Origin of the sequence: Anaerococcus ihuae, assembly GCF_928368155.1 — a bacterium.
Taxonomy (GTDB): Bacteria; Bacillota; Clostridia; order Tissierellales; family Peptoniphilaceae; genus Anaerococcus; species Anaerococcus ihuae.
In genome coordinates, this window is record NZ_CAKMRU010000001.1 from 622,226 (window position 1) to 644,411 (window position 22,186).

The 22,186-nt window shown below is 27.5% G+C and carries 20 protein-coding genes; 2 read left to right on the top strand and 18 right to left on the bottom strand.

Features of this window, described 5'->3' with window-relative positions; genetic code table 11:
* Position 1 precedes the first annotated feature (1 nt).
* Genes coaBC through gmk form a run of 3 tightly spaced genes read right to left on the bottom strand, consistent with a single transcriptional unit; the run spans position 2 to position 1,954 of the window.
* Positions 2 to 1,174, bottom strand: a complete 1,173-nt coding sequence (gene coaBC, locus L6653_RS02980) for a bifunctional phosphopantothenoylcysteine decarboxylase/phosphopantothenate--cysteine ligase CoaBC (RefSeq protein WP_236785454.1) — start codon at positions 1,172 to 1,174, stop codon at positions 2 to 4.
* Positions 1,167 to 1,355: a DNA-directed RNA polymerase subunit omega gene (gene rpoZ, locus L6653_RS02985; RefSeq protein WP_049690993.1), complete on the bottom strand. Its 189-nt coding sequence runs from the start codon at positions 1,353 to 1,355 to the stop codon at positions 1,167 to 1,169. Before rpoZ ends, coaBC begins: the two co-directional genes overlap by 8 nt.
* A 2-nt stretch (positions 1,356 to 1,357) precedes the next feature.
* Complete coding sequence (gene gmk / locus L6653_RS02990) at positions 1,358 to 1,954, bottom strand: guanylate kinase (protein WP_058990382.1); 597 nt, start codon at positions 1,952 to 1,954, stop codon at positions 1,358 to 1,360.
* Between the two features lie 97 nt (positions 1,955 to 2,051).
* On the opposite strand from gmk, the gene L6653_RS02995 reads away from it, so the two are divergent.
* Positions 2,052 to 3,800, top strand: coding sequence for an Rqc2 family fibronectin-binding protein (locus L6653_RS02995; RefSeq protein WP_236785455.1), 1,749 nt, complete (start codon positions 2,052 to 2,054; stop codon positions 3,798 to 3,800).
* Between the two features lie 52 nt (positions 3,801 to 3,852).
* On the opposite strand, the gene L6653_RS03000 is transcribed toward L6653_RS02995, so the two are convergent.
* The 10 genes from L6653_RS03000 to rpiB form a co-directional block, all read right to left on the bottom strand.
* Complete coding sequence (locus L6653_RS03000; RefSeq protein WP_004813313.1) at positions 3,853 to 4,134, bottom strand: HU family DNA-binding protein; 282 nt, start codon at positions 4,132 to 4,134, stop codon at positions 3,853 to 3,855.
* Positions 4,135 to 4,222: 88 nt separating this feature from the next.
* Positions 4,223 to 5,125 (bottom strand): SurA N-terminal domain-containing protein, encoded by a 903-nt coding sequence (locus L6653_RS03005; RefSeq protein WP_236785456.1) that lies wholly within the window; start codon positions 5,123 to 5,125, stop codon positions 4,223 to 4,225.
* A complete protein-coding gene (locus tag L6653_RS03010) occupies positions 5,088 to 6,110 on the bottom strand; it encodes a peptidylprolyl isomerase (protein ID WP_236785457.1) in 1,023 nt (340 codons plus the stop codon). Before L6653_RS03010 ends, L6653_RS03005 begins: the two co-directional genes overlap by 38 nt.
* Positions 6,107 to 9,601: a transcription-repair coupling factor gene (gene mfd, locus L6653_RS03015; protein WP_236785458.1), complete on the bottom strand. Its 3,495-nt coding sequence runs from the start codon at positions 9,599 to 9,601 to the stop codon at positions 6,107 to 6,109. Before mfd ends, L6653_RS03010 begins: the two co-directional genes overlap by 4 nt.
* Positions 9,594 to 10,178, bottom strand: coding sequence for an aminoacyl-tRNA hydrolase (pth, locus tag L6653_RS03020; protein ID WP_058990377.1), 585 nt, complete (start codon positions 10,176 to 10,178; stop codon positions 9,594 to 9,596). The genes mfd and pth overlap by 8 nt, the downstream gene beginning before the upstream one ends.
* Before the next feature lie 2 nt (positions 10,179 to 10,180).
* On the bottom strand, positions 10,181 to 11,167 hold the full coding sequence (locus tag L6653_RS03025; RefSeq protein ID WP_058990376.1) for a ribose-phosphate diphosphokinase: 987 nt from the start codon (positions 11,165 to 11,167) through the stop codon (positions 10,181 to 10,183).
* Between the two features lie 2 nt (positions 11,168 to 11,169).
* A complete protein-coding gene (glmU, locus tag L6653_RS03030) occupies positions 11,170 to 12,561 on the bottom strand; it encodes a bifunctional UDP-N-acetylglucosamine diphosphorylase/glucosamine-1-phosphate N-acetyltransferase GlmU (RefSeq protein ID WP_236785459.1) in 1,392 nt (463 codons plus the stop codon).
* A 9-nt stretch (positions 12,562 to 12,570) separates the two neighbouring features.
* Entirely contained in the window at positions 12,571 to 13,290 is a 720-nt protein-coding gene (gene deoD, locus L6653_RS03035) for a purine-nucleoside phosphorylase (protein ID WP_236785460.1), read from the bottom strand.
* A 112-nt stretch (positions 13,291 to 13,402) separates the two neighbouring features.
* Complete coding sequence (tkt, locus tag L6653_RS03040; protein ID WP_236785461.1) at positions 13,403 to 15,397, bottom strand: transketolase; 1,995 nt, start codon at positions 15,395 to 15,397, stop codon at positions 13,403 to 13,405.
* Positions 15,397 to 15,840, bottom strand: a complete 444-nt coding sequence (gene rpiB / locus L6653_RS03045) for a ribose 5-phosphate isomerase B (RefSeq protein ID WP_058990372.1) — start codon at positions 15,838 to 15,840, stop codon at positions 15,397 to 15,399. Before rpiB ends, tkt begins: the two co-directional genes overlap by 1 nt.
* A gap of 158 nt (positions 15,841 to 15,998) precedes the next feature.
* Between rpiB and murC the strand changes: the two genes are divergently transcribed.
* Positions 15,999 to 17,387 carry a UDP-N-acetylmuramate--L-alanine ligase gene (gene murC / locus L6653_RS03050; RefSeq protein WP_058990371.1) on the top strand — a complete coding sequence of 463 codons (1,389 nt, stop codon included), beginning with the start codon at positions 15,999 to 16,001 and terminating at the stop codon, positions 17,385 to 17,387.
* A gap of 16 nt (positions 17,388 to 17,403) precedes the next feature.
* On the opposite strand, the gene L6653_RS03055 is transcribed toward murC, so the two are convergent.
* Genes L6653_RS03055 through L6653_RS03075 form a run of 5 tightly spaced genes read right to left on the bottom strand, consistent with a single transcriptional unit; the run spans position 17,404 to position 22,185 of the window.
* Positions 17,404 to 18,288, bottom strand: a complete 885-nt coding sequence (locus L6653_RS03055) for a ComEC/Rec2 family competence protein (RefSeq protein ID WP_236785462.1) — start codon at positions 18,286 to 18,288, stop codon at positions 17,404 to 17,406.
* Positions 18,288 to 18,632, bottom strand: coding sequence for a type II toxin-antitoxin system PemK/MazF family toxin (locus tag L6653_RS03060; protein ID WP_058990368.1), 345 nt, complete (start codon positions 18,630 to 18,632; stop codon positions 18,288 to 18,290). Before L6653_RS03060 ends, L6653_RS03055 begins: the two co-directional genes overlap by 1 nt.
* Positions 18,622 to 19,719: an alanine racemase gene (gene alr, locus L6653_RS03065; RefSeq protein WP_236785463.1), complete on the bottom strand. Its 1,098-nt coding sequence runs from the start codon at positions 19,717 to 19,719 to the stop codon at positions 18,622 to 18,624. Before alr ends, L6653_RS03060 begins: the two co-directional genes overlap by 11 nt.
* A gap of 1 nt (position 19,720) precedes the next feature.
* Positions 19,721 to 20,908: an NAD(P)H-hydrate dehydratase gene (locus tag L6653_RS03070; RefSeq protein WP_236785464.1), complete on the bottom strand. Its 1,188-nt coding sequence runs from the start codon at positions 20,906 to 20,908 to the stop codon at positions 19,721 to 19,723.
* Complete coding sequence (locus L6653_RS03075) at positions 20,905 to 22,185, bottom strand: amidohydrolase (RefSeq protein WP_236785465.1); 1,281 nt, start codon at positions 22,183 to 22,185, stop codon at positions 20,905 to 20,907. Before L6653_RS03075 ends, L6653_RS03070 begins: the two co-directional genes overlap by 4 nt.
* Position 22,186: the final 1 nt, after the last annotated feature.

Sequence of the window (22,186 nt, forward strand, 5' to 3'; positions counted from 1 at the left end):
CCTAAACTAAAAGATCTAAAATTCTATTTGCCAATTCTTTTTTTGTCATTATATCAAGTTTTTCAACCTTATCTTTTGAAAGTATTGATGCAATATTTGTATCTACATCAAATCCTGCACCTTTCTTTTTAAGGTCATTTGCTATAATATAGTCTGCTTTTTTTGACTCCAATTTTATTTTTGCATTTTTGATAAGATCATCTGTTTCTGCAGCAAAACCAATTAAAATTTGCTTATCTTTTTTATTTCCAAAATATTTTAAAATATCAATATTTTCAATCAATTCTAAATTTAAATTATCCCCATTTTTTTTGATTTTTTTATCACTTACTTCTCTTACCTTATAGTCAGTAGGTGCAGCTGACATGATCAAAGCATCACAATCATCAAAATCCTTCTCGATTGCATCTTTCAAATCCTTATTTGTTCTAATATTAATTTTATCAATACCAGATGTATCCATTGGATTTACAGGACCTGAAACTAATTTTACATCAGCTCCTCTTTTGAAAGCTTCTACGGCAATATTATAACCCATTTTTCCGCTTGATTTATTTGTGATAAACCTTACATAATCTATAGGCTCTACTGTTGGGCCTGCTGAAACTATAATTTTCTTTCCTTTTAAATCTTTTTTTGTAAAATAATAATCAAGGTATCTAACTATATTTTCAGGTTCTTCCATTCTTCCATCTCCCCTAGTATCACATGCTAGAAGTCCAGAATTAGGATTAATTACATGTACTCCTCTTTCTTTTATTATTTTTAAATTATTTTGGGTTGCTTCATTGTTTAGCATATTTGTATTCATAGTTGGTGCAACTATAATATCTTTATCACAAGCTAAAATAGATGCTGTAAGCATGTTATCTGCTATTCCATAGGTCATTTTTGCAAGTGTGTTTGCACTTAAAGGTGCTAGTAAAAAAACATCTGCCCATTTTGGGAGTTCAATATGATAAACTTTATCATGATGACCTTCAAACATGTCAGAATATACTATACATTTTCCCATTGTTTCAAATGACAAAGGACTTACAAATTCGCAAGCTGCCTTTGTCATAATTATTTTTAAATTTGCTCCTTCTTTTTTTAATCTAGAGCAAAGTTCTAAAACTTTGTAGGCTGCTATTCCCCCACTTACACCAAGGAGAATATTTTTACCCTTAATCATTTTTCTTAACTTTTCCTTCCATAATTTCATGTAAAGCTTGGGTAACAGGTTTATCTTCACTATCTTTGGTTAATAAATCTGAACCATTTACAATTCTTCTTGCTCTTTTTGCTGCCATCATGCAAATTTCATATCTGCTTGAACTTATTTCTGATAATTCTTTAAAAGATGGATTATTCATTTTTACTCCTTTTCAAAATCTATATCTTCTCTAAAAACCCTATGTTTTTCTGCATTTATTATTTCATTAACTAAATTTATAGCAGAATTTAAATGATCATTTACAACTAAATAATCGTAGTTTTTTATATAAGATAATTCTTTTCTTGCATTATTCATTCTTAGATTGATGTCACTTTCAGTTTCAGTTCCTCTATTAACGATCCTATTTTTTAGTTCACTAAGACTTGGAGGCGCTAGAAAAATATATACACCATTATCAATATTTTTCTTAACATTTAATGCTCCTTGAACATCTATTTCTAAAATAACTATCTTACCTTCATTGATTTTTTCTTCAACAAAATCTTTTGGTGTACCATAATAATTATCATGAACTTTTGCGTACTCTAAAAATTTATCTTCCTCAATCATTTTTTCAAATTCTTCATGACTCTTAAAAAAATAGCTTACCCCTTCTATCTCACCAGGTCTACTCTTCCTAGTTGTAACAGAAACTGAATAAACTAAGTTTTTCTGTGTATTCATAAGGTCATGCAATACTGTTCCTTTTCCAACACCTGAAGGTCCAGATATTACTAATAAAAATCCTTTTTTCATCGTGCCTCCTTAATAATACTATTTTACTTTATGGAAAAATTTAGTTCAAGTTTATTATCTGATATAATATACATATAAAAAATTAAGAGGTGATTGAATGAGTTTTGATGGTTTAGTTACAAGATCTATAACTTATGAAATAAAAAAAATATTACTTGGAGGTAAAATTCAAAGAATAAGCCAACCTTCAAAAAACGATATAATTTTTAATATATATTCTGTTGGAAAATCCTACAAATTATTACTAAGTGCAAATAATAATGAAGCTAGAGTGCATATAACAAATAAAAAGTATGAAAATCCTATAAGTCCTCCAAATTTTTGTATGGTTTTAAGAAAACACTTAAATCAAAGTAAAATCGTAGATATTGAACAATATAAACTTGATAGGGTTATAGTTTTTCATATTTCATCAGTTGATGAGATGGGTTTTGATATTTCAAATAAATTAATTGTTGAAATTATGGGAAAATACTCCAACATAATTTTAACCGATGAAAATTATAAAATAATTGATTCCATAAAAAGAGTAAATCTAAAAATGTCATCTGTAAGACAAATTCTACCAGGACTTTCTTATAGTTTTATTGAAAGTGAGAAAATAAATATTTTGGATTCTGACTTTTCTGATGACATATTAAAATTAGATAAAAATATTCCAGATAATCAAAATCCACAAAAATTTTTATACCAAACTTACCTTGGATTTTCTCCCACAATATCCAAAGAATTAATTTATAGGTCAAATATTGATTCAAGAATTAATTGGGGACTTGTAAGTGAAGATGAAAAACAATTATTAAATGAAAATATTTACAAACTTAGAGATAGTCTTATAGAAAATTCATATAGTCCTGTTTTGTATAAGGATAGTAGAAAATACAAGGAATTTTATTTTACAGAATTAAAATCTCTAGGATTTGAAAAAATAGACTATGAAAAAATGAGTAATGCTATTGAAACTTTCTATGAAAGCAACAAATCTAATGATAGATTAAGGCAAATTAAAAATAATCTAATAAGAAAAGTTAATGGTCAAATTAAAACTGTAAATAAAAAAATGAGTATTTTAAACAAAAATTTAGCAAAAGAATCTAACATGGATTCCTACAGGATGAAAGGTGACCTATTAGCTGCAAATGTTAATAAACTAAAAAAAGGAGATAAAGAAATCATACTTAATAATTTTTATAACGAAAATAAAGAAATAAAAATTAATCTTGATGATAGAAAAAATCCTTGGGAAAATGTAGATTCTTATTATAAAAGATATAAAAAAATTAAAAATTCTATAGATTTTGCAAAAATCGACCTTCCAAAAGAAGAAGATTTACTAAAATATTTAGAGCAACTAAGAGATTTTGTTGAAAGAAGCGAGAGTATAAACGACTTAGATGATATAAAAGAAGAATTAATAGAAAATAAAATAATAAAAAATACAAGCAGAAATAAGAAAAAAAACAAGTCTAAATCAAACCCTATGCAGTTTAAAACTATTGATGATAGTACCATCTTTGTTGGAAAAAATTCAAGACAAAATGACTATATAACTTTAAAGCTTGCGAGTAAAAATGATTATTTTTTTCATGTTAGAAATGCACCAGGAAGTCATGTTATTTTGAAAACTAATTCACTAACAGACAATGATATAAAAACAGCGTCTTATCTTGCAGCAGAAAATTCATCGCAATCAAAATCAAACAAAGTTGATGTCGATTACACTGAAAAAAAGAATGTAAGAAAAGAAAAAGGCGCTAAACTTGGTATGGTTTATTATGAAAATTTCAATACAATTACAGTCGATATGACCGATAATCCAAGTAAGCTATATAAAAAAATAAAATAAATACAGAAAAACCCAGAAATAAAATTCTGGGTTTTTATATATAATCAAATTATTATTTATTATTTACAGCTTCTTTTAAAGTTTTACCTGCTTTGAAAACTGGTGCTTTTGAAGCTGGAATTTTAATAACTTCGTCAGGTTTTCTAGGGTTTCTTCCTTCTCTAGCTTTTCTGTCTCTAGTTTCAAATGTACCAAATCCTACAAGTTGAACTTTTTCTTCTTTTTGAAGTGATTCTGTTACTGTTTCAATAAAAGCATTTAAAGCTCTTTCAGCTTCAACTTTTTTAAGTCCACTTTTTTCTGAGATATTAACTAATAATTCTGATTTATTCATATATCCTCCTTATAAATCAATCTTAATCTTATTCTGCTTAACTCTAAATTAGATTATACATAAATATTTTATTTATTTCAAGCATTTATCAAATAAAAAGCTTGATATTTGAATTTTTTATAAGTTTTTCCAAATATTTATTATATTCATTCTCTAGATAAATCTCTTTTGCATCAAGCAGTAAATTCTTTTTATTTTTGTTTTCTGAATTAATCATAAAAATAATATAAGAATCTTTAAATTTAAAGACATTTCCAACAATATTTACTTTTGATAATGATGATTTTTTAAGCAAAGCATCATCTTTGTATACAAAATCTGACCTATACACATCATAATTTCTAATTCTAGATTTCATTTTATTCTTGAAATCTTCAGAATTTTTAATAGATTCCCTTACTTTTATAGCTTCATTTTTATCATCAAAAATCAAACAATCATACTTATATTTTTTTTGGAGATTTTTATTCTCCTCAAAATATTTAAGTACTTCAGTATCTTTAACATTATTATTGTTTAAAAAATAATCAAAATGTTTTTTTCTGATAGAATCTTGATAGGTAATTTCATCAAACTCATCTTCACTAACACCAAATGTTTTTACATTTTCTAGTAAAGAATCTTTTGAAGAAATTTTTTCGCTAAGTTTATCAATAGCTTCTTTAGAATCATTTTTGGTAACTTTAACATTATTTTTCTTCAAATCATTTACCATTACCTGGTCCATAACAATAGAATCTAGAAGTTCAGATTCTAATTTTTTATAATTGGAATTCCCTTTTTTAGATTTTTCTTCTAAGAAATTATCACCATATTTTTTTATATAATATTTTTGGTAGTAGCTTAATTCTTTTTCAAATAACTCTTTAGAAATACCTTCATCATCCACAACAGCTACGTACTTATCTTTATCAAATTTCTTTGAACATGAAGTTAAAAAAATACAAAAAACACTAATTATTAGAATTGCTATTTTCTTTTTGTTTTTCATCTTTGTTTAAATTTTCAGTTGCTTTTTTGTCCTTTTCTATATCTTTTTTTTGTGGACCATCTTCTGTAACAACTTTTGCTTTATTAAATAATTCTGTTAAATAATCAGCATATTTTTTATCATTTAACTTTTTAGATATTTCTTCTTTTAATGCATCTGGAGAATCTTTTTTATCTTCAACTTTTATAATATGGAATCCATAAGAAGTCTTAACAGGATCAGAAATTTCACCTTTTTTCATAGCAAAAGCTTTATCTGCAAATTCTTTAACCATTTTATCTTTTGTAAAATATCCTAAATCTCCACCTTTGCTTGCATTTGCTGTATCTTTTGAATATTCTTTAGCAAGTTTTGCAAAATCTTCGCCATTATCAAGTTTTTCTTTTACTTCTTTTGCAGTATTTTCATCAGCTAATAAAATGTGACTTGCTTTAACTTGAGCTAATGTGTCTTTATTTTCGTCATAATATTTTTTAATTTCTTTTTCATCAACAGGATTCTTTTCTTCAAACCAAGCTCTATGTTTTTGATAAATTTCATCTTTTTTTATTGTTTCTTTAAATTTATCACTGCTCATATTGTAGTCTTCAAGCATTTTATCAAATTTTTCTTGACCGCCGAACTGTTGAATGTATTGTAAAAATTTATCGTTGAGTTCCTTATCTTCAACTTTTACCTTATTTTTTTTCATATCATCTGCTATAAGTTTATCTTGAACTAACATTTGCACAATTGAAGGTTTTAGTTGTTGTTGGCTAGCAAGCATAGCAGAGTAAAAACTCATTTCATCTTTATAAGCATCTTTTGTAATTTTTTCTCCACTAACTAAGGCAACTGCATCATCAGGTAATTTTTCACCTTTTGCACTTTCTGAAGTTTCGGTTTGATTAGAACCACTATCTTTTTTGTCCTTATCTGCATTATTTCCACAAGCACTTAAAGCAAAACTAGTTGCTAAAACCAAGGCTATTAATTTTTTATTCATTTTTTCTCCTTAACATTTTTTAAAATTTTTAATAATTCGTAACAGTCTAACAATTTTGTATTTTTATTTGGTAATTTAAAAGACGGATTTTGAGATAAGTCAAACGAAAGCTCGCTATTATAATCCTCATTAATTTGAGATAATTGTTCAAAAGTAAATTTATTCCTATCAGGATAAGAAACTTTTATTTCATTTTTAACTTCCCTAATTTCATCAAAACCTAATTGATCAGCAAGTGATTTTATCAAAGATACATACATAAGATTATCAACCATCAAAGGTATATCTCCATACCTATCAATTAAATCTTCAACTAATAAACTATAATCTTCTAAATTTTCAATTCGTGAAATTCTAGTGTAAATTTGAATTTTTTGACTAGAATCTTCAATATATGAATCCGGAATATAAGCATCGACTTTTAAATCTATATATACATCATTATAATCTTTCTTATAGATTTCTTTTCCACTCGCCTTATTGATAGCTTGTTGCAAGAACTTAACATACAAATCGTATCCTATAGCTTCGACTTGACCACTTTGACTTTCGCCTAAAATATTTCCTGCTCCCCTAAGCTCTAAATCTCTCATAGCTATCTTATAACCACTACCAAAATCAGAAAAATCTTTTATAGATTTTAATCTTTTTTCACCTATTTCAGTTAATACTTTTCCTTTTGCATAAGTAAAATAAGCATAAGAAGATCTAGATGAACGACCAATTCTACCCTTTAACTGGTAAAGTTGGCTCAGTCCCATCATGTCAGAATCATAAACTATAATTGTGTTTACATTTTGTATATCCATTCCAGTTTCAATAATAGTCGTTGCTAGTAAAATATCAATTTGGCCACTTACAAAATCTTCCATGATTTTTTCTAAACTTTTTGCAGACATTTGACCATGTGCAATTTCTATACTAGCATCAGGAATTAACTCTTTTAAATGGTTATATATTTTTTCAATATTATAAACCCTATTATATACAAAATAAACTTGTCCATCTCTATCAAGCTCTTTTTCAATTGCTCTTTTTATAATTGATTCATCATATTCTAATACATAGGTATTTACAGGAAGCCTTCTTTCAGGAGGTTCATCTAAAGTTGACATATCTCTAATTCCTGTAAGAGACATTTGTAAAGTTCTAGGAATTGGAGTTGCAGATAAGGTAAGAACATCTATGTTTTCTTTTAGTTTTTTTAATTTATCCTTATGTCTAACACCAAATCTTTGCTCTTCATCAATTATTAATAAACCTAAATTTTTAAATTTAATATCTTTTGATAAAAGCCTATGCGTTCCTACAATAATATCTACTTTTCCACTTTTTAGGTTTTTTATATTTTTATCTTGGTCTTTTTTACTGACAAATCTAGATAAGAGAGCACAATCGACAGGAAAATCTTTAAACCTTTCTTTCATAGTTGAAAAGTGTTGGCTAGCAAGAATTGTTGTCGGAACAAGAAAACAAACTTGATATCCATCCATTATAGCTTTAAAAGCTGCTCTGAGTGCTACTTCCGTCTTTCCATAACCAACATCTCCACACAAAAGCCTGTCCATCGGTTTTATTTCTTCCATATCATTTTTTATTTCATCAATTGACCTATTTTGACTGTCAGTTTCCTCATAAACAAATGAATCTTCAAATTCTTTTTGCCAAGTTGTATCTTTGCTGAAAGCATGACCTTTAGCTTTTGATCTTTTTGCATAAAGTTCTACCAAATCATCCGCTATTTCATCAACCGCTTTTCTAGCTCTTTGTTTAGCTTTTTTCCATTGATTACTTCCTAGTGATGAAATTTGTGGCTTGTCCCCTTTGTTACCAATGTATTTACTCACCAAATCCATTTGATCAACTGGAACAAATACCTTGTCATTTCCCTTATACTCAATTACAAAGTAATCTTTTTTTGTATTATTGACTTCTATTTTGGAAATTCCCTTATAAATTCCTATTCCGTTATTTTCATGAACAACATAATCTCCAATTTCAATGTCAGAATAATTTATTATATCCTTTGCACTAACAGGTTTCTTGGTCTTTTTTCTATTTCTATGCTTTTCTTTTCCAAAAATATCCCTATGGGAATATAAATTTATTTTAAAATCTGTAAAAATATAGCCTCTTGATATTGAATTTTCGGCTAAAATAATATTGTTCTTATTTAAATCACTATCAAGACCAAGTGCATATCTATTTATGTTATTTTCATTGAATATATCCTTAATATTTGTAAGTGATTTTTCATCAGATGCAAAAATAAGAGCTTTTTCATTGTTTTTTATGATTGATTTTATATTTAAAACAAAATTTTCTATATTTTTATTGAAATTTTCCTGTTCAATAGATTTTAATTCTATGATTTTTCTTGCCTTAATCAGATTATTATTTTTTAAAAGAGATGAAGAATTTATTATTGGATAAGATTTTATATTTGTAAAAATTTCTTTGATATCTAATTTTATATTTTTAAACGATGAAAAAACTTCCTCATTTTCCATCTGACTAGTTAGATCTAGATCTAATTTTTCCTTATAATCTTTGAAATTATCTATTGACCTATTTAAATCTTGAAAAATAAATAATGAATCCTTATCAATATAATTAAAAAAACTATCAAAATTGTTTTTTCGATAAGGAGTAATCAAATCATCATTTGCTATATATAAGCTATCTTTAAGATAAGAAATAATTTGCCTATATTTATCTTTTAATTTTACAAGTTTCTCATCATTAGATATTGCAGATAAATCATTTTCAATTTCCTTAATTACATTATCATAATCATTCTTATCATAAATTAATTCTTTTGTAGGTCTTACTATGATTTCATCTATATTTTCTAATGATCTTTGTGTATCTTTATCAAAAAATCTAATAGAATCAATTTCTGTATCAAATAGCTCTATCCTAATTGGATTATCATATTCAATTGGCCAGAAATCTATGATTGATCCTCTAATTGAAAATTCTCCCTTAGACTCAACCAATTTTGAAAAATCATAATTTAATTCAATAAATGACTCTTTTATTTTCCTTAAATCAATTTCACTTTCTATATCAATTTTAAAAGATTTATTTTCAAATATTTTTTTTGGTGTTAATTTATTTCTAAGTCCATCTAAACTTGTAGTTATAATAAATTTCTCACCATTAATAAGTCTAATTAAAACTTCTAATCTTTTTATTTCATTGTTTTTTTCAAGATTTTTAATATTATAATAATTTATTTCAGTTGATGGAAAATACATGCATGTATCTTCTACAAAAGAATTAATATCATCACACATAAGCTTGGCTTTTTTTTCATTTTCACAAATTATAACCAAACTTTTTTTAGTATAATGAAAAATCGTCTCATATATATGAGATTTACTTTCATCAGTCAATCCATGTAAAAAAATAGGAGATAAATTTTTATAATTTTCTATAATTTCTTTTACTTGACCAATATTATAAATTTCATTAATAAGACTATTCATTATCTTCAACTAACCTTTTAGAATTATACATACTCATGGTTTTATCTATTCCTTCTTCTAAAATCATCTCAATTGATTCTCCTACAAGCATTATTTCTTCTTCTAGGATTTTTGCTTCGTTTTTTGAAAATCCACTCAAAACAAAATTAGCTAGATCCATATAAGATGGTTTTTTTCCAACTGCAACTTTTATTCTTGGAAAATCATCAAATTCTAAATTATAAATTATTGACTTCATTCCATTGTGAGTCCCAGCTGAGCCTTTTTTTCTAATTCTAATACTTCCAAAATCAATATCTATATCATCATAGATAACTATGAGCTTATCGTGTTCAAAATCAAAATATTTGTATATTTCTCTTATAGCTTCTCCTGAATTATTCATATAAGTTTGAGGTTTTACAAGCATAACTTTATGGCCAGAAATTACTCCCTGGCCAATCAAAGATTTAAATTTAATTTTTCTTACATCTATACTATATTTTCTAGCTAAATAATCTATACTTATAAAGCCAGCATTATGTCTTGTATTCTCATACTGTATACCAGGATTACCCAAGCCTACAATATAATACATATCTATTTACCATCCTCAAATAAACCACTTATTGATTCGTAAGTGTTAATTCTATTGATAGCTTCTGCTAATAAAGGAGCTATTGATATTTGCTTTATTTTATCAATTTTCTTTTCTTCTGGTAATTTTATTGTATCTGTTATTATTACTTCTTTTACACAAGAATTTTCTAAGTTTTGACAAGCATTAGCACTCAATACACCGTGAGTTGCTGCTATTGAAACTTCTTTTGCTCCGTGTTCTTTTAGATAATTCGCTGCATTACAAATTGTTCCGGCAGTGTCAATCATATCGTCAACAAGGATACAGTGTTTACCTTCAAAATCACCTATAACATTCATAACCTCAGATACATTTGGTTTTGGACGTCTTTTTTCAATAATCGCTATTGTTAATTTTAAATAATCAGCAAAGCTCCTTGCTCTTGTAACTCCACCCAAGTCAGGGCTTACAACTACATATTCATCTGGTTTATTATAAGCTTTTTCTTTAAAATAAGATGATAGTAATCTGATTGCAGTGAAATGATCAAGTGGTATGTCAAAATAACCTTGAATTTGTCCAGCATGAAGATCCATTGTAATAACCCTATCAGCACCTGAAACTGTTATTAAATTTGCTACAAGTTTTGCACTAATTGGCTCTCTTCCCCTTGTTTTTCTGTCTTGTCTTGCATATCCATAATATGGAACTACAACATTCACATATCTTGCAGAAGCCCTTTTGCAAGCATCTGTCATGATTAGTAATTCCATCAAATTATCATTTGTAGGATAAGAAGTAGGTTGAATTATATAAACATCTTTTCCTCTTACAGCTTCATTTATTTTTACATTTATTTCACTATCTGCAAATTTTTTAACTTCAACTTTTCCTAATTCTATCCCTAAAGATTTTGCTACAGCTTCAGCCAAATCTGGATTTGAATTTCCTGCAAATACTATCAACTCGCCTCTTGTAATATGTGATGAACTTGAACATTCACTCATTTTTATTTTTGCTCCTTTAACTTTTCTAAATCTCTTTTTTTCTTTTTCTCAACATAACCCGGTATATTTTTTTGATCAGCTCTTTCTATTGAGAGGACTCCCTCTTCAACATCTTTTGTAATCGTTGAGCCTGCTGCAATATAGCCTTCTTTTTTAACATGAACTGGTGCCACAATATTTGAATTTGATCCTATAAATGCCCCATCTTCTACTTTTGATCTGTGTTTAAATTTACCATCGTAATTTACAAAAATTACTCCACAACCAACATTTATATCTTTTCCAAGATCACTATCCCCAATGTAAGCTAAATGTCCAGCTTTTGTATTGTCATCAACATTAGCATTTTTAACTTCTACAAAATTTCCTATATGAACATTTTTACCTAATTTGGCTTTTGGTCTTAGATGTGAAAATGGTCCTATATCAGTTTTTTCATCAACAAAAGATTTTTCGATTACAGAATTGTCAATTTTTACATTATTTTTTATAATAGAATCCTCAATCCTTGATGAACCTTCTATTATACAATTTTCTCCAATTTCTGTAATTCCCAAAATTTTGCAAGGCCCAGAAATTATAGTATCTTTTCCAATTTTTACTCCCATTTCAATATCTACTATACTAGGATTTTCAATTATTACACCATTTAGCATATGATAATCATTTATTCTTTCTCTCAATAATTTAGCAGCATTAGCTAACTCTTTTTTATTATTAATTCCGTAAAATTGATCTGGATTATCAGCTCGATAAGCTTCTACTTTTTTCCCATCTTTAATTAAAATTTCTATGCAATCTGTTAGATAATATTCATTTGATTTGTTATTAGTATCTATTTTTTTCAAGGAATTTTTTAAATCTTCTCCTTTAAAAGCATAAATACCTACATTAATTTCATTTACCAATCTTTCATCTTCACTTGCATCTTTTTCTTCAACTATTTTTAGAAAATTTTCATTTTCTCTAATTATTCTTCCATATCCTTTTGGATTTTCAATATTAGTTGACATAACTGTTAGGTTATTATTATTTTCTTTATGAAAATTAATAAAATCTTCAAGTGAATTTTTTGTAATTAGTGGGATATCTCCATTTAAAATCAAACAATCATCAGCATCATCAATTAAATCTATAGCCATGCTAACAGCGTAAGCTGTTCCATAAGGAAAATCATCTCCTATTTTTTGTTCCTTTATTTCAAGTTCAGGATATTTTTTCTTCAATAAATCTTTATTTTTTCCACCAATAATTATAGTTTTTGAATTTTTGAAATCACATGCATCAACAATGTAGGAAATTATTTCTCTATTTAAAATTTTAGTCATTACTTTTGAAGTACTAGATTTCATCCTAGTTCCTTCGCCTGCTGCAAGTATTATATTTTTTAACATCAAATCTCCTTATTCTGGTGCAACTTCTAGGGCTAGTTTCATCATTTGAGTATAAGCGTTTTGTCTATTTTCTGCGCTGTCAGCTTCGTTTGAAACCAAAGAATCAGAAATAGTGAAAATTCCCAAGGCCTTTTTTCCGTATTTTCTTGCTAGAGTAAATAGGCCATAGGATTCCATTTCAACACACAAAACTCCATATCTTTGCAAATTTTCAAAAACTTTTGGGTCCATTTCACTATAAAATTGATCTGATGAATGAACTTGACCACAATGAGTTGTATAACCTAATTCTTGACTTTTTTTATAAGCTTCAAGCAACAAAGCAAAATCTGGTGTTGGTGAAAAATTTATATTTCCAAATAAATTATCATTAATTGATGATTCGCTACAAGCACTTGTTGCAAGAACTATATCATGTAATTTTATATTTTCTTGCATGCTTCCTGCACTTCCAACTCTAATAATTGTATCAACATCATAGAAATTAAATAATTCATTAAAATAAATCATAGATGATGGAATTCCCATTCCACTTCCCATTACTGAAACTTTTTTTCCATTATAAAAACCAGTGTATCCTAACATTCCCCTTGTCTCAGTAAATTGTTTTACATCTTCTAGGAAATTTTCAGCTATATACTTAGCTCTTAATGGATCTCCTGGCATCAAAACTGTACTTGCTATTTCGTCTTTACTTTTTGCTGAAATATGCGGTGTTGGTATAGTCATAGTCACTCCTTTTTAAATATTTCTAATAATATAATATCACTTTTTAAAATTTTTTAAAAATAAAATGGGCTGTTACAAACTTATATGATAAATTTGTAACAGCCTTATAAATTTAATTAAATTTTTCTATATATTTTTTTGCAATTTCTTCTTTAGTAAATCCTAATTCTTCTTTTACATCTTTAAAGTTTCCAGAAATTCCAAATCTATCTATTGATATATTTAAACCACCTTTTCCAGTAAATTCACTCCATCCAAAAGATGTTCCCATTTCAATTGAAACCCTATTTTTAATATTTTTTGGTAGGATTTTTTCCTTATAATCTTGATCTTGTTTTCTAAATAATTCCATTGAAGGCATTGATACAACTCTAACATCAATATTAGATTTCTTTAACTCATTCTTTGTATCTATTGCAAGTTCTACTTCACTTCCTGTTGCAATTAATATACCATCTGGAATTTCTTTATCAGAATCTTCAATTATATAAGCTCCTTTTGAAATATCTGATAAATTTTCAGTTCCTTTAAGATTTTTTACTCCTTGTCGAGTTAGAGCAATAACTACTGGTGAATCTTTACTTTCTAAAGCAATCTTCCAAGAAAGTCTAACTTCATTTGCATCTGCAGGTCTAAGCATAATTGTATTTGGAATTGATCTTATCATTGCCAATTGTTCAATTGGTTGGTGAGTTGGACCGTCTTCTCCTACAGCTACTGAATCATGAGTAAATACGTAAGTAACTGGTATTTGTGAAAGAGCTGAAATTCTAAGTCCTGCTTTTAAATAATCTGAAAATACAAAAAATGTTGAAACGTGGTGGAAAGTTCCTCCATGTGCTACAATTGCATTTGCAATTACACTCATAGCAAATTCTCTAACTCCATACCAAACATTTCTACCTTGTGGATTTTCGTCAGAAAATCTATCACTGTCTTTTATATTGGTTTTATTTGAAGAAAATAAATCTGCACTTCCTCCCCAGAAATTTTTAGTAATCTTTGCTATATCTTGGATGATTTCTCCACTTGATGCACGACTTGCTATGCTTTCATCATTTGAAGAATATTTTTTAACTTGATCAATCCAATTTTCTGGTAATTTTCTTTCGAATCCATCCAAATATTCTTTGTAATCTTCTGGATATTTTTCCTTATATGAATTTAAAGTATTTTCCCATCTTTCATATGATTTTTGTCCATTTTTGATTATATTCTCATTAAATATTTCATAAATATCGTCAGAAATTTCAAAATCTTCATATTCCCAATTGTAGGCTTTTTTTACTGCTGTAAAATCTTCATTTCCTATTGGAGCACCATGAACCTTATTTGTTCCTTGATTTTTTGATCCAAAACCTATAACTGTTTTAACTTCTATAAAAGTTGGTCCATTTTTATTTTCTTTAGCCTTTATTATCGCTTTATATATTTCTTCAAGATTATTTCCATCAGAAACTTTAATGTAATTCCAATTTTGAGCTTTTACTCTTTGTTCAATATTTTCAGAAAAAGATGTATTCAAATTACCATCAAGGCAAATATCATTTGAATCGTGCAAAATTATTAATTTATTTAAATTTAAATGGCCAGCAAGTGACATAGACTCATAGGATATTCCTTCCATTAAATCTCCATCACCACAAATTGCATAAGTATAATGATCAACTACATTTAAATCGTCCTTATTATACATTGCTGCAAGATGTTTTTCTGCTATTGCAAATCCAACTGCATTTGCAATTCCTTGACCCAAAGGTCCTGTTGTTACTTCTATTCCATCTGTATGTTTTCTTTCAGGATGACCTGGAGTTTTTGAACCGATTTGTCTGAAGTTTTTCAAATCTTCAATGCTTAAATCATATCCTGATAAGTGCAATAAGGAATAAAGCATAGCAGATCCATGGCCTGCTGATAAAACAAATCTATCCCTGTTATGCCAATCACTTTTTTTAGGATTAACATTTAATATTTTATTCCATAAAACGTAAGCCATTGGACTTGCTCCCATTGGAAGGCCTGGATGACCACTATTTGCTTGTTCAATTTGTGCTACTGATAAACATCTTATGGCATTTACAGCCTTTAAATCTTTTTTATCAAACATTAATTATTCTCCTCAATTTCTTTAATTTTATTAATTCTATTAAGATGACGTCCACCTTCAAACTCAGTTTTCGAAAACACTTCTACAATCATTTTAGCAAGTTCAGAACCAATAACTCTTGATCCAATACATAAAACATTACTGTTATTATGAGCCCTGCACATTTTTGCAGAATAAACATCTGATAAACAAGCTGCTCTAATTCCTTTAAATTTATTTGCAGCAAGACTCATTCCAATTCCAGTTCCACAAATTAAAATGGCAAAATCTGCTTCTTTATTTAAAACTTTTTCGCAAGCTATTTTTGCAAAATCAGAATAATCACATGAATCTTTTGTAAAAGTTCCAACTTTTTCAACTTCATGTCCAAGTTCTAATAATTTTTCTTCAACACTATCAACTAAGTCTATTCCACCATGATCGTTTGCAATTATATATTTCATTAATAACCTCTCTAACTATTTACTTCTAAATAAAGATTATCATTTTATAAGTTTACTGTCAATTTAGTTATTATTTTGAAATATACTTAATAAATGGTTAAAGTCCAAATTTTATGGTATAATATATAGGCGAAAATTATAAAAACAAAGGAGCATCAATGTTCGAATTTAATATAAATGATTTTAAATATAAAAATATACATATGATAGGTATAGGTGGCATATCAATGAGTGGTATCGCCATTTTATTAAGCAATAATGGCTATAATGTTACAGGATCAGACCTTTCAATTTCTGAAACTAGCAAGCATTTAGATAAAAATGGAATTAAATATGTAATTGGACAAAAAAAAGAAAATATTAAAAACCCAGATTTAGTTATATATACAGATGCAATTTCTGATGATAATGAGGAACTAATTGCAGCAAGAGAATTAGGAGTACCTGTTGTTACTCGTGGAGTTTTCTTGGGAAGTTTGATGAAAAATTACAAAAATTCAATTGCAATTTCTGGTTCTCATGGAAAAAGTACTACTACAAGTATGATTTCTAAAATTCTTATGAATTCTACAAAAAATCCTACTATTTTACTGGGTGGAGACCTTGATGAAATTGAAGGAAATGTTCATGTTGGTGATAAGGATATATTAGTTACAGAAGCTTGTGAATACAAGGGGAATATCAGATATTATTACCCATCAATAGGAATTATTTTAAACATTGATGAAGATCATCTTGATTATTATAAAGACATAAATGATATAGTTGAAACTTTTAAATTTTACTTGAGAAATCAAAGCAAAGATTCAAAAACTATTTTAAATTTAAATGAAGAAAATAATAAATTAGTTATAGATGCAGTTCAAGGTGAATTGATTACTTATGGTCAAAATAACCCTGAAGCTGATTATAATGCAACAAATATAAGCTTTGACGAAGATGGAAAACCAAAATTTGATTTAATTATGAAAAATGGACAAACAGAACATTTTGAATTATCAATTTTGGGAAGACATAATATAAATAATGCTTGTGCATCTATAATTGCAACACTTGAAACAGGAGTTGATATCGAAACAATAAAAAAATGTATACAAGCTTATACTGGACTTGAAAGAAGAATGCAATTAATCGGAAATGTTAATGATTGTAATATTATTTTAGATTACGGTCACCATCCTTCCGAAATCAAAGTAAATTTAAATGCCTTGGCTGAGCATACTAAGGGAAGATTAGTTTGTGTATGGCAACCTCATACCTATACAAGAACAAAGAGATTATTCAATGAATTTGTAAAATGTTTTGACGATGCAGATGAAGTCATAATTACAGATATTTTTGCAGCTCGTGAAGCTTTTGACCCTAGTATTTCAAGTAAGGATGTTGTTGATGCTTTGGTTAAATCTGGGAAAAATGCAAAATATATTCCGACCTTTGAAAGTGTAAAAGAATATATATTAACAGATATCAAAAAAGACGATCAAGTTATAGTTACAGGAAGTGGAGATTCTGATAACTTGGCAAAAATGATTGCGGGAGTTATGTAAAAATAAAAAGCAAGTTTTAAAAATCGATATGATTTTCTAGACTTGCTTTTTTCTTTTTTGTATTTATTTTTATTTTATTTCCATGACATTTTATTATTATATTTCCATCAAAATCAGTTCTTAAAATTTTTATATTTTTCTTATTTAATAAATTTAAAACTTCATTTGATGGGTGTCCGTACCTATTATTTTTTCCAACAGAAATAATTGCAAGTTTAGGATTAACTTCTTTTAAAAATTCTTTTGAACTTGAATATTTGCTACCATGGTGACCTAACATCAAAACATCACTTTTTAAATTATATCCTGAGTAAATCAATTGGTCTTCTACATTTTTACTTGCATCTGCAGGAAATAAAAAAGACATATTCCCATAGGAAATTTTTACTACTATAGAATTATCATTATCTACGCCATTTCTATAAACTTTTGGCCATAGAATCTCTATCTTTGCATCTCCTAAATAAAATTTATCACCCTGTTTAGGATTAATTACATTAGCATTTGATTTTGATAAACTTCTTGTAAAAGATTTATAAATTTTAGTTTCTTTTTTATAAGAAGGAGTAAGAACATTTATAACTTCATAATTTTCTAGGATAGAAATTAATCCAGCTATATGATCTTCATCATAGTGGCTTGCAATCATATAATCAATTTTTTTAAGATTTTTATTTTTTATGTAATTATAATAATACCTACTTTTTGACCTGTTACCACCATCAATTAATAGATTTTTATTTTTGCTTCTTACAAGAACGGCATTACCTTGACCTACATCTATATAATTAATTTCAAGCTCATCTAAATTTTTATATGTATTTTCTTTTATATTTATAAGCAAGAAAATCAAAACAACAGATAAGATTATTATTAAAAGATTTTTAAATTTTATTTTCATTAATCTATGCCAACAGAAATTGCAATTGCTGCATCAATTTTTAGCATAACTGATTTATCAAAAGATCCCAACTTATCCCTAAGTCTTCTTTTATCTATTGTTCTTAGCTGTTCTAGAAGGGCAACACTATTTTTTGGTAGGCCAAATTCATTCGCACTCAATGAAACGTGAGTTGGAAGTTTAGATTTTTTCAATTGGCTAGTAACAGGAACAACAATTATAGTTGGAGAATATTTGTTTCCCATATCATTTTGTACTACAATAACAGGTCTTACTCCACCCTGCTCACTTCCTACTACTGGAGAAAGGTCCGCATAAAACAAATCCCCTCTTTTAACCTTCATGATATTCTCCTAAAATATTAGATTTATATATTCTTGGAACTCTTTTTGAAATAGAAGTCATAAGTTCATAGGCAATTGTATTTATTTTTTTTGCTTCTTTATAAATATCAGGATAAAGAGTAATATAATCACCAATTTTACAATCAATACCACTTACATCAATCATCATTTGGTCCATACAAACTCTTCCAACTACCTTAGTTGGTTTTCCATTGACCAAAACTTCCCCAATATTTGAAAATGATCTTTTAAATCCATCGGCATATCCTATAGCAACTGTAGCAACTTTCATATCTTTTTCAGCTACAAAAGTTCTTCCATATGAAATACTTGTTCCCTTTTTTACTTTTTTTACAAAAGAAATTTGCGCTTTGAATTCAAAGGCTTGCTCTAATTTTATTTTAGAAACTTCCTTTATATAATCAGATGGATAAATTCCATATAAAGAAATCCCAACTCTCAACAAATCTGATTTAAAATCATACTCCATTGATGCCGCAGAATTTGCTATATGAACCAATTTCAGATCAAAATCTTCTTTTATTTGATTTATTATATATGTAAATTTTTTATATTGTTCTTTAGTATAAGTCAAGTCTTTCTCATCAGCAGTTGCAAAATGAGACATAGCTCCAATAAAATTAAGATTTACTAAATCTTTTAACTTATTAATTTTTTCTATTTCAAAATCCCTAAAACCAATTCTTGTATGACCCGTATCAAGGCCTATATGGCAATTTATTTTTGAATCCAAGCTCTCATTAATTTTTTTTGCATAATCTAGGTCATAAATTACAACATCTATTCCAAGTTTTGCACATTCTTTATACTTATCCAAAGGCAAATATCCCAAAATAAGAATTGGAGTTTTTATTCCATTTTCCCTTAAATATTTGGCTTCTTTAAATTGAGCTACTGCTATATAATCTATGTAATTTTTTATGTAATTTGCTACTTCTAAAGATCCAAGTCCATAAGCATCTGCCTTTAAAACTGCACAGAATTTTGATTTTTGAGCTTTTTTCTTTATTGACTTTATATTATTTAATATTTTATCTAAATCTACTAGTAAATAATTTTCTTCCATATTAACTCCTCATTAATTTATAGGCCTTGGGTAGGTTTTTAATTATGTCACTTGCAATTAATGAATCCTCACAATTTTTCGATGCATAAATATCTCCGGCAAGTCCATGAATATAAACTGATAAAACAGCTGCATCAAAGACTTCCATATTTGATAAATTAGAAAGTATTATTCCGGTTAAAACATCACCACTACCTGCAGTAGCCATACCACTATTTCCAGAATTATTTATGTAAAGTTTATATCCATCAGTAACGATTGTGTTCTTACCTTTTAAAACTAAAACAATACTATGTTTTTTTGCAAAATCTTTTGCTACTTTTTCTCTATTATTTTTTATAAAATCTAAAGGCAAATTTGAAATTCTAGAAAATTCCATCTCGTGTGGAGTAAGGACAAGATTATGTTTTTTATCAATTATATCAATATTTTCTTTTAAAGCGTTTATTCCATCTGCATCTATTACGAGGTTTTTGTCAAAATTATCTACTATTATTTCGATTAATTTATCAAGATCTTTCCCCTCGCCCATGCCAGGACCAATAGCTAGAGCGTTCTTGTTTTTTATTAAAGATAAAATTTTTTCTGCAATTTCTTTCTCATAATAAAAATAATCGCAATCAACTTCTTCTATTATACATTCTGTAGACTTTATTTGTAAAATATGTGAAATAGATGATGGACAAATTACATAAGATAGACCGGCACCTGATCTTAAAGAAGCATTTGAAGATAAAAAAACAGAACCTGCCATTCCTTTTTGTCCACCGATTATTGCAACTTTTCCAAAATCTCCCTTATGACCATCACTTGGCCTATTTTTTAATAATTTCTGTATATCTCTATTTATCTTAAAATTTGGTTCATTCTTATTGCAAACTGCTATAGCATAATTTCCATCATGACTTATGCTTATTTCTGCATTTGTTTTTTTTCCATTTATAAAAACTATAGGTATGTTATCAACATGTTTAATTTCAATTTTTTTTCTTAATATGTAGGCTAAATTAAAGTTATATGCTTTAATTATAGCTTCTTTTCCTGCAAATATTCCAGCAAAAGTTTGTAAGGAATTTGCTTTTGAATTAGAATAATGAAATTCATTATCAGTAAATATTTTACTCGCAAAATCATTTTTTTCTAATTTATTTCTAAATTTTTTTATATCTACTATGTCAATTCCAATCATTTTCTTTTCCTTAAATTTTCAAATGATTCTTCTGATTTTTTTAGTATTTCATCTAAATCGAGATAGGTAAATTTTTTATTTTCATAAACAAGATTACCGTTAATTATTACATAAGATACATCTGTATCAAAAGTTGAATAACACAAGGAAGATATAAGATTATTTTGTGGAGTATGGTTAGGATTATTTAAATCAATTAGTATAATATCTGCTAATTTACCTTCTTCCAAAGTCCCAATTTTATCATCAAGTCCTAGTGCCTTTGCCCCATTTATAGTTGCCATTTTTAAAATATCATAAGCTTTTAAATTTTTTGGATCCTTATATTTTGAAACAAGAGAAGTTAGAGAAATTTCCTTTAACATTGATAGATTGTTATTGCTTGCTGATGAATCTGTTCCCATGCAAAGATTTATTCCCTTATTAATTATTCTTGTACAATCAAGAAAACCTGAAGATAATTTTAGGTTACTAGATGGATTATGAGCTATACTAAGGTCATATTTTGATAAAATTTCAAGATCTTTTTCTGATAAGTGGACTCCATGAGCAGCTATTGTTTTATTTTCAAAAATCCCACATTCTTCAAAAACTTCAGTAGGACTTTGATTAAATCTTTTCATACAATCGTCATTTTCAACTTTCGTTTCTGAAAGATGAATGTGTATTGGCATCTTATATATTTTTGCATATTTGTTTATTTCCTTTAAATAGTATTTATCTGTTGTATAAACTGCGTGAGGTCCAAAGGCTATATTTATTCTTCCATCTTGACTATTTTCATATTTTTTAAAAAGATTAATATTTTCTTTTATTTTTGCACAGTCTTTATCTTCAAGAGTAAGACCCCTTGAAATTTGTGCTCTCATTTTTGATTTTTCTAGGGCTTTTATAGTTTGATCTTCAAAATAATACATATCTGCAAAAGTTGTTGTTCCTGTCATAATCATTTCAGCTTGGGATAAGAGTGATGCCCAATAAACATCTTTAGCAATTAATTTATCTTCCAAAGGCCAAATTTTTTCATTCAGCCAGGTCATTAATTCCACATCATCACTAAAATTTCTAAATAAACTCATCCCTACATGAGTATGAGCGTTTACAAAACCCGGCATAGCTAGAAAATTTTTCCCGTCTATTTTTTTATCAAAGTTAAAATCTAGTTTTTCTTTTGTAATTTTACTTATCTTATCATTTTTAATATAAATATTTGCATTTTTTATTTCTTCACCATCTGCCATGGTGAGAATTTTTACATCTTCTATAAGTATATTCATA